This is a genomic window from Mesorhizobium sp. WSM4820 (assembly GCF_055811075.1).
On record NZ_JBVVQN010000029.1, the window covers coordinates 1 to 14,137 of the forward strand.

Genomic DNA, 14,137 nt, shown 5'->3' on the forward strand with positions numbered 1-14,137 from the left:
CAGATCCGCAAGGATTGCAAGATCGCCGCCGTCACCCGCTCCGAAAAGGGCTCGGTCATCGTGCGCGGCGACGAGACGGTCACCATCAATGCGACGGAAATCCGCGAGCTGGTCGACACCACCGGCGCCGGCGACCTCTATGCCGCCGGCTTCCTCTACGGCTACACGCAAGGCCGCGACCTGCAGACCTGCGGCGACCTTGGCTCACTGGCGGCCGGATTGGTGATCCAGCAGATCGGCCCCAGACCCCGGCAGAATTTGCGCCGCGAGGCTGAACAGGCGGGTTCGCTGTAGGGCGGCATTTCCGCCACGTGTTGCCCACCTTCCTGTTGTGCAGGCTGTCCAGACGAGCGCGTGTAAATCGAACGCGTACCAGTCCGAGAAGGATGGCGGTTTTTCTCCAAATTTCTGATTGTTGAGGCTCAGGAACGTTGTCGCACTTCGGGCCAGTACTGCCCGATCATGAATGGCCAACACGCGCCATTTTTGACGAAGTCGTTTTGGGACGGGATCGTACAAATGGCAGATTGCCCGAGCGGCCAGGCACAGCCTGCGCACACCGGAGAGTGGCGCAGAAGGCTCAGCTCTACGGCGACCTCCGAATTGGGAGCCGCAGGTGAACAGTTCACATAAACACATAAACATTTCTTTATACCTCATTGACAACAAAGCGGGCTGCTGCGATTGTCCGCGTGTCGTGGTTCTCCGCTAGGCGTTGCCGTAGCAGAGCTAAGAGGGAAGCCGGTGCAATGCCGGCGCTGCCCCCGCAACTGTAAGCGGCGAGCCAAACCCATCAATGTCACTGGGGCGAACTGCCCCGGGAAGACGGGGCAGAGGCTGTGACCCGCGAGCCAGGAGACCTGCCACGGTAAACAACGTCCACGGGCGGGGTGTCTGGTGGCCGCGGCAGCTCGGCGTTTATGCCGGCCTGCTAGCGCCTTCCTTGTCCCCGCCGCAACCATCGGGGTATGGAATGAATGTCTCCCAGCAAGTTCCCATAGCAACGCTTGGCATGCCGCGTGTCGGTCGCCGGCGAGAACTGAAATTCGCGCTCGAAAGCTACTGGTCCGGAAAATCTTCTGCTGCCAACCTTCTGTCGACGGCGAAGGCACTCCGTGCCGCCAGCTGGAGCGAGCAGCACGACCGCGGCGTGTCGAAAATCCCGTCGAACGACTTCTCACTGTATGACCATGTGCTCGACACCGCAGCAATGGTCGGCGCCGTGCCAGCTCGTTACGGCTGGACGGGCGGCGAGGTCCCGCTCGACATCTACTTCGCGATGGCGCGCGGGACGCAAGGCGATACTGCGGGTTGTGGACACGCCAGTCACGGGCATGCAGTTCAGGGGCAGCGCGTAACCGCGATGGAAATGACCAAATGGTTCGACACTAACTACCACTACATCGTGCCGGAGCTGAGCCAGGATCAGACATTCGCGCTCTCGTCGACGAACCCAGTCGATCACTTTCTGGAGGCAAAAGAGCTTGGCATCCATACACGCCCGGTCATCCTTGGACCGGTCACCTTCCTCAAGCTGGCGAAGTCTCCCGACCAGGGTTTCGATCCGATAGCGCTCCTACCGCGGCTGCTGCCCGTCTACGAGCAACTCCTGCGGACGCTGGAGCTCTCGGGGGCGGACTGGGTGCAGATTGATGAGCCGGCGCTTGTGCTCGATCTTAACCCGATCGAACGAGCTGCCTTCGAATTCACCTACGGCCAGCTGTCGAAAGCCGCGCCCAAGTTGAAAATTATGCTGGCTACCTATTTCGGGCCGCTCGGGGACAATCTCGAGACCACGCTTTCGCTGCGCCTGGCGGGCCTACATCTCGATCTCGTGCGCGCTCCCGAGCAGTTGGAGACGGTTGGTCGGCTCGCACCGAAGGATCTGGTGCTCTCACTTGGCTTGATCGACGGCCGCAACGTCTGGCGCGCGAACCTGGCTGCCATTCTCGACCGCATCAAGCCGGTCGTTGCCGGCTGGCCGCTGGATCGCGTCGAGATTGCGCCTTCCTGCTCGATGCTTCATGTGCCGATGGACCTGCGGATGGAGACCGCGCTGGATGTGGACGTCAGTTCGTGGCTGGCATTCGCCGCCCAGAAGACTGAAGAGCTGCTCGTGCTGGCCCAAGCCTTATCCGAAGGCAGGGAGGCCGTAGCAGGCTCACTGAAAGCTTCTGCCGAGGCGGCCGCCGCGCGCGCAATGTCTACAAAGGTCCATGATCCGCTCGTCCACGGTCGAATTAGCAGCATTGACGGCGTCATGAAGCAACGAAAGCGCGCATTTGCCAAGCGCTCGAGAGTCCAGGCCGACACGCTCCGCCTGCCGCCGTTCCCGACGACGACCATCGGGTCCTTCCCGCAGACGCACGAGGTGCGCAGGGCGCGCTCCGCTCACGCGAAGGGCCGGCTGAGCTATGTCGACTACCAGGCCTTCCTGAAGAAGGAGACTGAGGCGGCTGTGCGTTGGCAGGAGGAGATCGGGCTGGACGTGCTGGTACACGGCGAGTTCGAACGAAACGACATGGTGCAGCATTTCGGCGAGCAGCTGTCCGGCCTCGCCTTCACCCAGCATGGCTGGGTGCAAAGTTACGGCTCCCGGCTCGTGCGCCCTCCCATCATCTTCGGCGACGTATCGCGGCCCAATCCGATGACGGTCCTCTGGTGGCAATTTGCCCAGTCGCTGACGAAAAAGCCGGTAAAGGGCATGCTCACAGGCCCAGTGACCATTCTTAACTGGTCTTTTGTGCGCGACGACGTACCCCGCGCCGAGGTCTGCCGCCAAATCGCGCTCGCCATCCGCGATGAAGTGGCCGACCTGGAAAGAGCTGGCGCAAGGGTGATCCAGATCGATGAGGCCGCGTTTCGCGAAGGCTTGCCCCTGCGGAAGTCCGACTGGAAACATTATCTCGGCTGGGCTGTCGAATGCTTCCGGCTCGCTTCAACGGGTGTAGCGGACGCGACCCAAATTCACACCCACATGTGCTATTCTGAGTTCAATGAGATCATCGACTCGATCGCTGAACTGGACGCGGACGTGATTTCGATTGAGACGTCGCGCTCCAAAATGGAACTGCTAGACGCCTTCACGAAGTCCAAATATCCGAATGACATCGGTCCTGGCGTCTACGACATTCACTCACCACGTATCCCGGAAGTCGGCGAAATTTTACATCTCGCCCAACTTGCCCGCGCGCGACTGTCGGACGGCCAACTGTGGGTGAATCCGGATTGTGGCCTCAAAACAAGGAAATGGGAGGAGGTCCGGCCTGCCCTCATGAACATGGTCGCTGCCGCATGCGCGCTGCGGGAGAAAGAGCGGGCGCAGGTCGCTGGGCCAGTGTGACCGGCAAACATGTGACCAGCGGGATTCGCGGATCGAATTCAAGGCAGAAGGAACGGCATCGAAAAGCCGCGCACTGCTCGAAGACGCGTGCGAGGCCCCCCACCCTTGTCGTCCAGCCGAAGGTCCGCGCGACGACTCAGCGGCGGGCAGGATCTGGAAGCGCTTCTGGTCGTCCGAAGGACGGATGATTTCGCCACGAAATGAAGGAAGACGGCTTTGTCCATGAGCTGCAGCCTCTCACAGGCGCCAGCGGCCAACAGACACTTCACCGAGGGCCAACGCTTGAGGATGCCGCCTGAGCACCGGCACCATCGAGATAGCGGCCGATCCAGTCGAGTCCGTTACAGCCGGACTCGTCGCTTCGATGACGTAGCTTCGGTTGCACAATGGATGTCCCGGTCGCGGCCCGACGTACGAACCCGGACCTCAGCGCCGACCTAAGGAGACCGACGCACCTTGGGTTGGCCCCTACTGTCGGGTTTGTCGAGTTAGCGACACGGCGATGTTGGGCCCGGCGTGTTGCCGCGCTTTCAGTGAAGCCATTGATAACGTGCAGAACAGTTTTTCTGAGGCGCTTCCTACCCAGTTGGCACGACTCTTGATGTTCTAGTGGTATGGCGGCATACGCGTCCGACCGGTATCACTGATTCATGCTCTTATTCAGCACTAGAATGGGCCAACAATGACGACCGATATCTCAGCCTATGGTGTGACCGAATTGGCTCCCGAAGAAGCATCTGCAATTTCGGGAGGGATGTTTTGGGCAATAGCTTTCGCGATTTTGGGACGTTCGGCCTTGCAGCTGTAAGCATAGGGGCAAAAGTCGCCGACCCAAATCACTGATTCACCCTTACATTTCAAGCTCTAGGAAAGGAGAAAAAAATGAAGACCAATATGCAAGCTTATGGTGTGACCGAGTTAACGCGCGAAGAAGCATGTGCAACGTCGGGAGGGTGGTTCTGGCTGGCGTCGGCAGTATTTAGCGGAGTTGCTGCGTTAGTATTTGGTATAGCAGCCGTGATAACATATGTTAAGCATCATTAAGATCCATAATATTCGCGACTGCTCTGGGGTTGACCTTTGTCATCTCCAGGCAGCTGTGGCCTGGTTTGTCGCGCTGACAGCGTGATGTTCGGCCCGGCGTGCCGCCGCGCTCTCAATTAAGCCGCCGAAACAAAAAAGCATAAGCGCTGTTCCGGAGCTTCCTGTGCAGTTGGCACGACTCTTGATGTTCTCGTTGGACGGCGGCACACGCCGCCGAGCGTGCATTACTGATTCATCGTATTATTTTGAGCTCTGGGAAAGGAGAAAACAAATGAAGGCGGAAATGTCAGCTTATGGTGTGACCGATTTGGCTCCCGAAGAAGCATCTGCAATTTCGGGAGGGATGTTTTGGGCAATAGCTTTCGCGATTTTGGGGACGTTCGGCCTTGCAGCTGTAAGCATAGGGGCAAAAGTCGCCGACCCAAATCACTGATTCACCCTTACATTTCAAGCTCTAAGAAAGGAGAAAAAATGAAGACCAATCTGCAAGCCTATGGTGTGACCGAGTTAACGCGCGAAGAAGCATGTGCAACGTCCGGAGGGTGGTTCTGGCTGGCGTCGGCAGTATTTGGCGGAGTTGCTGCGATAGCACTGGGTATAGCAGCCGTGATAACATATATTAAGCATCATTAAGAAGATCCATAATATTCGCGCCGCCTGGGGTTGACCTCGGTCACCTCCAGGCAGATGTCGCCTGGTTTGTCGTATGCGTGATGTACGGCCGACGCACTCTCAGTTGGGTTTGGAATAAGCTACAGAACGCCTTTTTGGCCTCTATTTGCGTAGTCGGCATGGGTATTGCCGCCTTTAGGCGCGGGGGAGTGCTGCCGAGCTGCAGAATGATCGCCGACTTTCATCGTTGAATGTTGGAAAGGAAAACAATGGATACCGACATATCAGTATACGGCTTGACCGAGTTAACCCGAGAAGCGGGATCATCGACTTCCGGTGGCCCTTGGTTCATAGCCTCAGTTTCTGCTGTAGGATTCGTTGATGTAGTACGCGCCGAAGACATGGTGGATGATTGGCAACATCATAGATCAATATCATTGTGACCAGCGAGACCGTGATCAATATCTCACTTATTCCTGAACTTGCCAACTGCACTGCAGAGAGCATCCTTTCTCGAGGATCAGATAGATCTTTGATCATCTACAAGATTATTTTGCTCTCTGTGGCTGCGGCGCTGGTCTCGCTGCCTTTCATCACAGTAATGGTATCTTTCCAAAGTGCCGGTATTATTCGACCCACCGTCGAGAAGACGCCCCTGGTGGCGCCGGTCTCCGGACGCATCTCCCGCATCCTTGCCGCCGAAAACGATCTGGTTGCTCAGGGGCAAGAGATCCTCGCCCTCGATGATGGGGTGGTTGAGGAAAAGCTCAGGGCGCTTAAAGGCGATATTCGCGCGAAGAGCGATTTTGCCAGTGACCTCGAAACCCTGATCTCCTCCGGCACGCAAGCCAAGGACCCGATCCGCCTCTTAACCGAGTCAGCCACGGCCGAGCGCGCCCATTTCCTCAACCTGCTGCGGGAGAACCGATATGCCCGCGATAATGCGGCCGCGGAACTTGAGCGTGCTAAGCGACTGCTCTCCGCTGCTGTAGCACCGGCAAAGTCCGTTGAGGAAAACGCCTTCGCACTTCAGAATGTCGAGATCCAGGGCGAGATCCTCGCCCGGCGCAAATTGGCCGAATGGAACCAGCAGCTGTTCGACGTTAACCTGCGCCTCCAGGAACTCACGGCCACCGTGCATCAGCTTGAGAGCGAACGGGACCTGACTCTCATTCGAGCCCCCGTGTCAGGCGCTCTCGAGCAATTCTCGGGCCTCGCTTCCAGCAGCTACGTCCAGGCCGGGCAAACCGTCGCTTGGGTTTCGCCGGATGGTGAACTGGTGGCGGAAATCTTCGTTTCCCCCAACGACATCGGCTTTGTCCGCCCGGGCCAGTCGGTGCGTCTCCAAGTGGATGCCTTCAATTACAATCAATGGGGTGTCATTGACGCGACGGTGCTCGACGTGGCGCACGACTTCACCCTGCACGACGGGAGACCGGTCTTCAAGGTCCGCTGCGCGCTCTCTCGCCGCCACCTCGCCCTCAAGCACGGGGTCATCGGTAACCTGAAGAAAGGCATGACCGTCCGGGCCCGCTTCCTCCTGGGTGACCGCAGTGTCCTGGGACTCCTGTACAACGAGGCCGACGATTGGCTCAATCCGCTCCTGGCGAGCCACTGATCCTTCATTTTCCAAAAAGTCAGCGAGCCGCTATGTCGAGCAAAGCCATCAAGTTCAAGCAGCGCGACATCACCGATTGCGGGGCCGCCAGCCTTGCTTCTGTCGCGGCCTTCTATGGCTACAAGCTGCCGCTGTCGCGCGTCCGGCAGTATGCCTCGACCGACCGCTCCGGCACTACTGTGCTGGGCCTCATGGAAGCGGCCCGGAAGCTGGGCTTCGTTGCCAAGGGGGTAAAGGGTGGCTTCGACAGCCTATACAAGATCCCCAAGCCCGCCATCGCGCACGTAATCGTCAACGAGGTCCTGCATCACTTCGTCGTAGTCCAGGCGATCAATGCCAGGTGGGTCATCGTCATGGACCCAGCCTATGGTGAAATCCGCAAGCTGGCGCACGAGGAATTCAAAAAGCAATGGACTGGCGCCCTGGTGCTCCTGGTTCCGGCAGACACCTTCAAGCGCCGCGACGAGACCAGCTCACCCCTAGGTCGTTTCGTACGTCTGCTTGCGCCACACAAGGCGGCGATGGCGCAGGCTCTCGCCGGGGCCCTGGTGACGACGATCCTTGGGCTCTCGACGGCCATTTACGTCCAGAAAATCGTCGATCATGTGATTACAGCGGGCAACCGAAATCTGCTCAACCTGATGAGCGTCGCCATGCTGCTGATCTTGATTGTACAGGTCGTAATCAATCTCCTCAGAAACCGGCTCGTCCTGCAAACGGGACAGAAGATCGACGTCCACCTAATCCTTGGCTATTACAATCACATCCTAAGCCTGCCTCAGAAGTTCTTCGACACGATGCGCATGGGCGAAATCATTTCCCGCATGAATGACGCGGTGAAGATCAGGAGCTTCCTGAACGACGTCTCGATCAACATGTTCGTCGACGTGCTAATGATACTGTTCTCGTTAGGACTGATGTTCATCTACTCGTGGAAGATCGCGTTGGTCGTGGCGGCCTCCATCCCGTTGTACCTCTCCGTCTATTGGACCATCAACCGGCTGCATAGGAATCGACAGCGCGCCATGATGGAGAACGCTGCCGAACTTGAAACGCAACTGGTGGAGTCACTCGGAGCTGTCTCCACGATCAAGATCTCCGGCATGGAGAGCTTCGCGAACTTCCAGGTGGAGACCCGCTTCATCAAGATGCTTCATTCCGTCTACAGCTCCGGCCTGATCTCGATCTTTGGATACAGTACCTCGACTTTCCTCGCAACTCTATTCACCATCGTGCTGCTGTGGTTCGGAACGACGCTTGCCCTCGATCAAACCATCACGCCCGGCGAATTACTGTCCTGCTACACCTTGCTGGGCTATGTCACCCGGCCGGTTGCCAGTCTGATTCAGACCAACCGGATCGTTCAGGATGCTTTTATCGCGGCGGATCGCCTGTTCGAGATCTTCGACCTGGAGCCGGGAAGCGGTGGCGGCATCAATGCCGACAAATCCGACATTGGCGACATCCACCTGGAGAAGGTCACGTTCCGCCATGGTAGCCAGCTCGAGCTTTTCCAGGATCTTAGCGTCACCTTCCGTCAGGGGGAAATGACAGCGGTGGTGGGGGAAAGCGGCTCGGGCAAGAGCACCCTTGCGGCGCTGCTGCAGAATGTCTACCCGCTTGAGGGTGGACACATACGGATAGGCCGCTATGCCCTCCAGGACCTCTCGACCGTATCCCTGCGCAAGGTTGTGGCTGCGGTGCCGCAATCGGTCGACGTGTTCTCGGGCTCGGTGATCGACAACATCGCCCTTGGCGAGTTCGAGCCGGACGTCGAAAAGATTCTCCAAATCTGCGATCAAACAGGGCTGCGGGAGGTGATCGAGCGCTGGCCCGGTGGCTTCCAGGCCTATCTAGGCGAAAGCGGCGTACGCCTCTCCGGAGGCGAGAAGCAGCGCCTTGCGTTGGCTCGGGCTCTGTATCGGGATCCGGAGATCCTGATCCTCGACGAAGCAACCTCCTCTCTCGACTCGGTCGCCGAGGCGTTTGTCCTGCGAGTGGTTGAGGATCTGCGTCGGGGCGGCAAGACCATAGTCATCATCTCTCATCGACTCAGCACCGTCCGTTGCGCCGACAAGATAGTGGTCTTGGACAAGGGGCGGGTTGTTGCGGAGGGAAGGCATGCTGATTTGGTGGCAACTGAAGGCGCTTACGCTCGCTTGTGGCGAGTGCAAACCGAAACCAGCTAACAGCTTCAGGTGAGGACATTGCAGATCCCAAGACCAATCATGGCTTCGCGCTGGTGGGCTCATCAGAACGCCATAGGAGCCGTCGGGAGCGCTGAACCGCCCGTCGGTCGAGCGGTCAAAGAAGATCGGCTCCCGCTAGGCTGTGTAGAAGCGGTGAACCTCCTGCCCTGCCGGTAGCTTCACCAGCTGGGGAAGGCGCCTGCCAGGTCTGCGGGAGGAAGTGGCCCGCTCACGCTCCTTGCTCAGGCTGCCGGCAAGCACGGTGGCGATATGGCGGTCCGTGCGGTCGAGCGGTTGGTCGCACCACACTACGTGTAAGGAGATTCTGATGTCGAACATGATGAAGGCGCTGGTCAAGGCCAAGGCCGAGCCGGGCATCTGGATGGAAGAAGTGCCGGTGCCGGAAATCGGCCCGAACGACGTTCTGATCAAGGTCAAGAAGACCGCGATCTGCGGTACCGACGTCCACATCTACAATTGGGACCAGTGGGCGCAGAAGACCGTGCCGGTGCCGATGGTGACCGGCCACGAGTTCGTCGGAACGGTTGCCGATTTCGGCGCCGCGGTCACCGAATACAAGGTCGGCCAGCGCGTATCGGGCGAAGGCCACATCGTCTGTGGCCACTGCCGCAACTGCCGGGCGGGCAGGGGCCACCTGTGCCGCAACACGCTCGGCGTCGGCGTCAACCGGCCCGGCGCCTTCGGTGAATATCTGGCGATACCGCAGCACAACGTCGTGCCGATCCCCGACGACGTGCCCGACGAGATCGCCGCGATCTTCGATCCCTTGGGCAATGCGGTTCACACCGCACTGTCCTTTGATTTGGTCGGCGAGGACGTGCTGGTCACCGGCGCCGGCCCGATCGGCATCATGGGTGCGCTGGTGGCGCAGTGCGTCGGCGCGCGAAAGGTCGTCATCACCGACATCAACCCGGTGCGGCTGGCGCTGGCGAAAAAGCTCGGCGTCCAGCATGTGGTCGACGCGTCGAAGGAAAAGCTGCGCGATATCATGCCGGCGCTCGGCATGACCGAAGGTTTTGACGTCGGCCTCGAAATGTCGGGTGCGGCACCCGCCTTCCGCGACATGATCGACACCATGAACAATGGCGGCAAGATCGCCATTTTGGGCATTGCGCCGACCGGCTTCGAGATCGACTGGAACAAGGTCATCTTCAAGATGCTGCATCTCAAGGGCATTTATGGCCGCGAAATGTTCGAGACCTGGTACAAGATGATCGCGCTGGTGCAGGGTCCGCTGGATGTCAGCGGCCTGATCACGCACCGCATCGGCGTGGACGACTATATTTCCGGCTTCGAGGCGATGAAGAGCGGCAATTCCGGCAAGGTGGTGATGGACTGGCAGGGCGACTGGTCGATGTGACTTTGCGGAGGTGCTGACGGGAACGCCACCCTGGCTGCCGTCGATCTCCCCGCGAGGGGCATCGCTGGTGCAAGGCAGTGGCTCATGCCACCAACATGCGACGCTCAATCGTGCCGCGACGTATCACGGCCCAATCGGACGGCTGCGCTTGTGGCCATTCGCCCAGATCGGTCAAGGAATGCTCATTGGCCCCCGACGCGATCGCCTGTTTTCCCAATGCCTAGGATCGAGGTCGAGGTGTTGTGGGCGTTTCAGTTGGCAAGATGGGATATGTGATCTCCGGTCGCTTTCCGGTCAGCGAATTAAGGTAGGCAACGATCCGATCGATTTCGATTTGCGTTAGCTCTTGGCCAAGCTGGGTGGTGCCCATGATGGCGACGGCCTCGCTCAGGTCCCAGACCTTGCCCGAATGAAAGTATGGCGCGGTGATTGCTACGTTGCGCAGCGACGGCACGCGGAAAACATAGGAATCCTCGGGTACATTGGTGACGGCGAATCGTCCCTTGTCGTTCTCCGGCAGAATGTCGGCGCTAGGCTTCTCAACGAGGCCGAATGGATAATAGCCTTCCCCACCAATATTGACACCGGAATGGCAGGACGAGCAGCCCTTTTCGATAAAAAGGGCCAGGCCCTGTTTCTCTTTGGGACCGATGGCGGTCTCATCGCCATTGAGGAAGGCGTCGAAGGGGGCCGGCGTGACCAGTGTCGCCTCGTAGTCTGCGAGTGCATTGACTAGATTGTCGAGGGTGATGGGATTGGCCTCATCCGGGAAAGCTGAATGGAACAACTCCACATATTGCGGCATCGATTTGAACGTCTCGACCACTCGATGCGGTGTGTTGGCCATTTCGACACCGGCCTGTATCGGCCCTTTGGCCTGAGCTTTCAGGTCTTCGGCGCGACCGTCCCAAAACTGTGATTTGTTGAAGACAGAGTTAAACACCGTCGGCGCGTTGCGCTGCCCCTTCTGCCAACCATGGCCAATCGAAGTTTCACGATTGTCGTCGCCCCCGGTGGCCAGGTTGTGGCACGAGTTGCAGGAGAAAACGCCTGAGGACGAGAGGCGTGGATCGAAGAACAGTGCCTTGCCGAGGGCAATCCTGTCCGGCGTGCTCGGGTTGTTGGCGAGCGCCGGCGTGAATGGCAAGGGCTTGAAGGTGGCCAGTGCCGTTTCTCTGAGGTCTGGCGGAATGGACTGCGCAGCAAAAGCTGTGGCTGCCACAAGCGCAACAGCCACCGCAGGGAATAGAATTTTCATAAATGGAGTCCTTACGATGTGCACGGAAACCATTCTCCACATGCGGCCTGCGAACGCCCTGCGCTAGATCAGCGGATCGAGGGAATCGTGCCTGTCGACCAAGCCAATCGAGCGGCGGAGACATTGACTGCGATTCATCGCCCGACGGCGGATTCAATGGTGGCGCGCGCGCAGTCGCTGTTTGTTCGCCTGAGGGTTTGGTCGGTTCTGTGGCCTGTCGCCACATGCTGGCGCAACGCCAGCCTGTTTCATACGCGCAAGCTTTTCTGCCCCCATCGAGTGCACGGCTCATGGTTTACAAGCTTTCTGCGTCTTCCCTCTGCAATTCAGACGGACGAGATCGGAACGGAAAGGCGGACACTGGCGCAGTTATGGGACAGCGACTACCAGGCAGATCAGTGTCACGACCGCGTGATGTGGTGCTATAGACCTCAATCTTGGACGAGCAACGAACAATCCTGTCGTGACATTTGTTGCTTTCACCGGAAATCACCACTAGAAGCGACGCTCCGCAGACCAATCCACCGGAGAGTTTCATGCCAGAAGAAGACTTCAAAAACATCGACAACCTCATCCAGCTTACCACAGATGTTGTCTCAGCCTATGTTTCCAACAATCCCGTTCCGGTGGGGGACCTTTCAGCCCTGATCGGCCAAGTGCACGAAGCTTTGAAGGGCACGGCGGCCGGTCGCGTCTCGGCACAAGAGCCGACGGTGTTGACGCCGGCGGTCCCGATCAGAAAATCGGTGACGCCGGACTACATTGTCTCCCTTGAGGATGGGAAGAAATTCAAATCGCTAAAGCGTCATCTGTCGACCCATTACGGGCTGAGCCCTAATGAATATCGCGCCAAATGGGGTCTGCCGGCGGACTATCCCATGGTCGCGCCGAACTATGCGGCTGCCCGCTCTGCGTTGGCCAAGACAATGGGACTCGGCCGCAAACCGAAAGAGCCTGAAGTCTCGGCGCCGGAGAAGCGGTCCAGAAAGAAGGTACCAGCGTGACTTCTTCCTCATCCAGACCCGCTGTGGGGCTGGCGGCTCGATCGGCATGATGTGAGCGAAACATCGAAAGGCGGGATCAAATCCCGCCTTTTCCTTGCACGGTGTGATTACACGGCGCGAAGCGGAATGGAATTGACATAGCGCAGAGACACAGGAGATCGCAGGGGTAAAAGGAGGACAGTTGTCAACTTGGGAGGGAAACTGTTGCAGACTTCTATCCTGAAAGAACATCGCGAGGCTCTCCTGCCTTGGTACACCATCTATCCGACTGTGCCGGAGTTCTCCGCAGCGGTCGGCGCAGAAAGCTATGAGGAATGGCTAAGAGGTCTGCCGGCTGACGATCCGGTGTCGCTCTATCTCCACATTCCGTTCTGCCGATCGATTTGCTGGTATTGCGGCTTTCCGACCACGATTGCCCGCAACCATGGTCCGATCCTCGACTATGTGGCCGATCTGCGTGACGAGATCCGTTTGGTCTCGGAGCAAGTGCCGCAGAGGCTCGTCGTGAACGACGTGCATTTCGGCGGTGGAACCCCGACCCTGATCGGGGCAGCGGAATTCTTGGCCATGATCGAACTCCTGCGCCGCCGCTTCGCGTTCAGGGAGCCCGCTACGATCGCCGTCGAAATTGACCCGCGCACGTTCACGCGCGAGATCGCCGAGGCACTGGGAGCAGCCAATGTGAGCCGCGCGAGTCTCGGGGTGCAGAGTTTTGATCCAATTGTTCAGAAAGCGATCAACCGGGTCCAGAGCGAGGCGCAGACGGCCGCTGCCGTCGAAGAGCTGCGCCGGCATGGAGTAAGCGGCATCAACGTCGATCTCATGTTCGGTCTCCCGAATCAGACGGTAGAGTCCTGCGTCCAGACTGCGGCGGCAACCGCCGCCATGCGTCCCAACCGGCTTGCGGTGTTCGGCTACGCGCATATTCCATCGGTGATCAAGAATCAGCGCCTGATCGAGAAGACTGCGCTGCCGGACAGCGTCGCCCGCGCCGAACAGGCTGCGGCCGTGGCAGATACGCTGGTTGCGGCCGGCTACCGAGAGATCGGCCTCGACCATTTCGCCTTGCCGGACGACGAACTTACGCTGGCGCAGACCCGCGGTCGGCTACGCCGTAACTCGCTGGGTTACTCGGCCGACACCTGCAAAACCGTGATCGGTTTCGGCGCGTCGGCTATCGGGCGGGTCGGCGATGGTTACGTCCAGAACGAGGTGACACACGAGTCCTACAGCCGGCACATAGCAGGGGGCCGTCTGGCAACGTCAAAAGGCTACCGGCTCACAGACGAAGACCGCGTGCGAGCCGCAATCATCGAGCGGCTGATGTGCGATTTGGAGGCCGATGTGCCGGCAATCTGTGCGGCCTATGGATTCGATCCAATCCGCTTTCTCGATTCAACTGAACGCCTGGCGAAGCTGGCCGAGGACGGGGTAGTTGACATCGAAAACGGTCTCATCCGGGTGCGGCAAGAGCATCGCTTCGTGATTCGCGCTGTTGCGGCCGCATTCGATGCTTTTCTCGACCGGGTTGTCCCATAAAGCACAGCCAAGCAGCGTGAGGGGCGCCAAAGCGATAAGCTCGTGCCAAACGGCACGCTCGTAAAAATGCCGCAGGCCCCGGTCACGGCGCCCCTGCGCGGATTGAAGTGTTGGACCTTCCCGAATGGACGAGCGTGCCGCCCACAACG

General features: G+C 59.0%; 11 protein-coding genes and 1 riboswitch. Of the genes, 10 read left to right on the plus strand and 1 reads right to left on the minus strand.

The features are described 5' to 3' along the window. The 8 genes from AC0L2R_RS31135 to tdh form a co-directional block, all read left to right on the plus strand. Positions 1-294, plus strand: a 294-nt coding sequence (locus AC0L2R_RS31135; RefSeq protein ID WP_473513464.1) for a PfkB family carbohydrate kinase, incomplete at its 5' end; no start/stop codon positions are given. Positions 295-681: 387 nt separating this feature from the next. Further along, positions 682-882: riboswitch (cobalamin riboswitch) on the plus strand. Positions 883-997: 115 nt separating this feature from the next. Continuing rightward, on the plus strand, positions 998-3,343 hold the full coding sequence (gene metE / locus AC0L2R_RS31140) for a 5-methyltetrahydropteroyltriglutamate--homocysteine S-methyltransferase (RefSeq protein WP_473513502.1): 2,346 nt from the start codon (positions 998-1,000) through the stop codon (positions 3,341-3,343). 882 nt (positions 3,344-4,225) lie between these two features. After that, on the plus strand, positions 4,226-4,387 hold the full coding sequence (locus tag AC0L2R_RS31145) for a hypothetical protein (protein ID WP_156768248.1): 162 nt from the start codon (positions 4,226-4,228) through the stop codon (positions 4,385-4,387). A gap of 271 nt (positions 4,388-4,658) precedes the next feature. Further along, positions 4,659-4,820: a hypothetical protein gene (locus AC0L2R_RS31150; protein ID WP_473513466.1), complete on the plus strand. Its 162-nt coding sequence runs from the start codon at positions 4,659-4,661 to the stop codon at positions 4,818-4,820. Between the two features lie 38 nt (positions 4,821-4,858). After that, positions 4,859-5,020 carry a hypothetical protein gene (locus AC0L2R_RS31155; protein ID WP_156768246.1) on the plus strand — a complete coding sequence of 54 codons (162 nt, stop codon included), beginning with the start codon at positions 4,859-4,861 and terminating at the stop codon, positions 5,018-5,020. Positions 5,021-5,531: 511 nt separating this feature from the next. Further along, positions 5,532-6,617 (plus strand): HlyD family secretion protein, encoded by a 1,086-nt coding sequence (locus AC0L2R_RS31160; protein WP_065007344.1) that lies wholly within the window; start codon positions 5,532-5,534, stop codon positions 6,615-6,617. A gap of 32 nt (positions 6,618-6,649) precedes the next feature. Beyond that, a complete protein-coding gene (locus AC0L2R_RS31165; RefSeq protein ID WP_473513468.1) occupies positions 6,650-8,806 on the plus strand; it encodes a peptidase domain-containing ABC transporter in 2,157 nt (718 codons plus the stop codon). Positions 8,807-9,134: 328 nt separating this feature from the next. Next, the gene (gene tdh, locus AC0L2R_RS31170; RefSeq protein WP_473513470.1) at positions 9,135-10,187 is read left to right on the plus strand and encodes an L-threonine 3-dehydrogenase; all 1,053 of its coding nucleotides are present in this window, start codon (positions 9,135-9,137) and stop codon (positions 10,185-10,187) included. Between the two features lie 220 nt (positions 10,188-10,407). Here tdh and AC0L2R_RS31175 read toward each other — a convergent pair whose 3' ends face one another. After that, the gene (locus AC0L2R_RS31175) at positions 10,408-11,445 is read right to left on the minus strand and encodes a cytochrome-c peroxidase (protein ID WP_095780368.1); all 1,038 of its coding nucleotides are present in this window, start codon (positions 11,443-11,445) and stop codon (positions 10,408-10,410) included. A gap of 536 nt (positions 11,446-11,981) precedes the next feature. On the opposite strand from AC0L2R_RS31175, the gene AC0L2R_RS31180 reads away from it, so the two are divergent. Together AC0L2R_RS31180 and hemN are read left to right on the plus strand one after the other, a co-directional pair. Beyond that, positions 11,982-12,449, plus strand: a complete 468-nt coding sequence (locus AC0L2R_RS31180; RefSeq protein WP_065011147.1) for a Ros/MucR family transcriptional regulator — start codon at positions 11,982-11,984, stop codon at positions 12,447-12,449. 204 nt (positions 12,450-12,653) lie between these two features. Further along, on the plus strand, positions 12,654-13,988 hold the full coding sequence (gene hemN, locus AC0L2R_RS31185; RefSeq protein WP_473513504.1) for an oxygen-independent coproporphyrinogen III oxidase: 1,335 nt from the start codon (positions 12,654-12,656) through the stop codon (positions 13,986-13,988). The last annotated feature ends 149 nt before the right edge of the window (positions 13,989-14,137 follow it).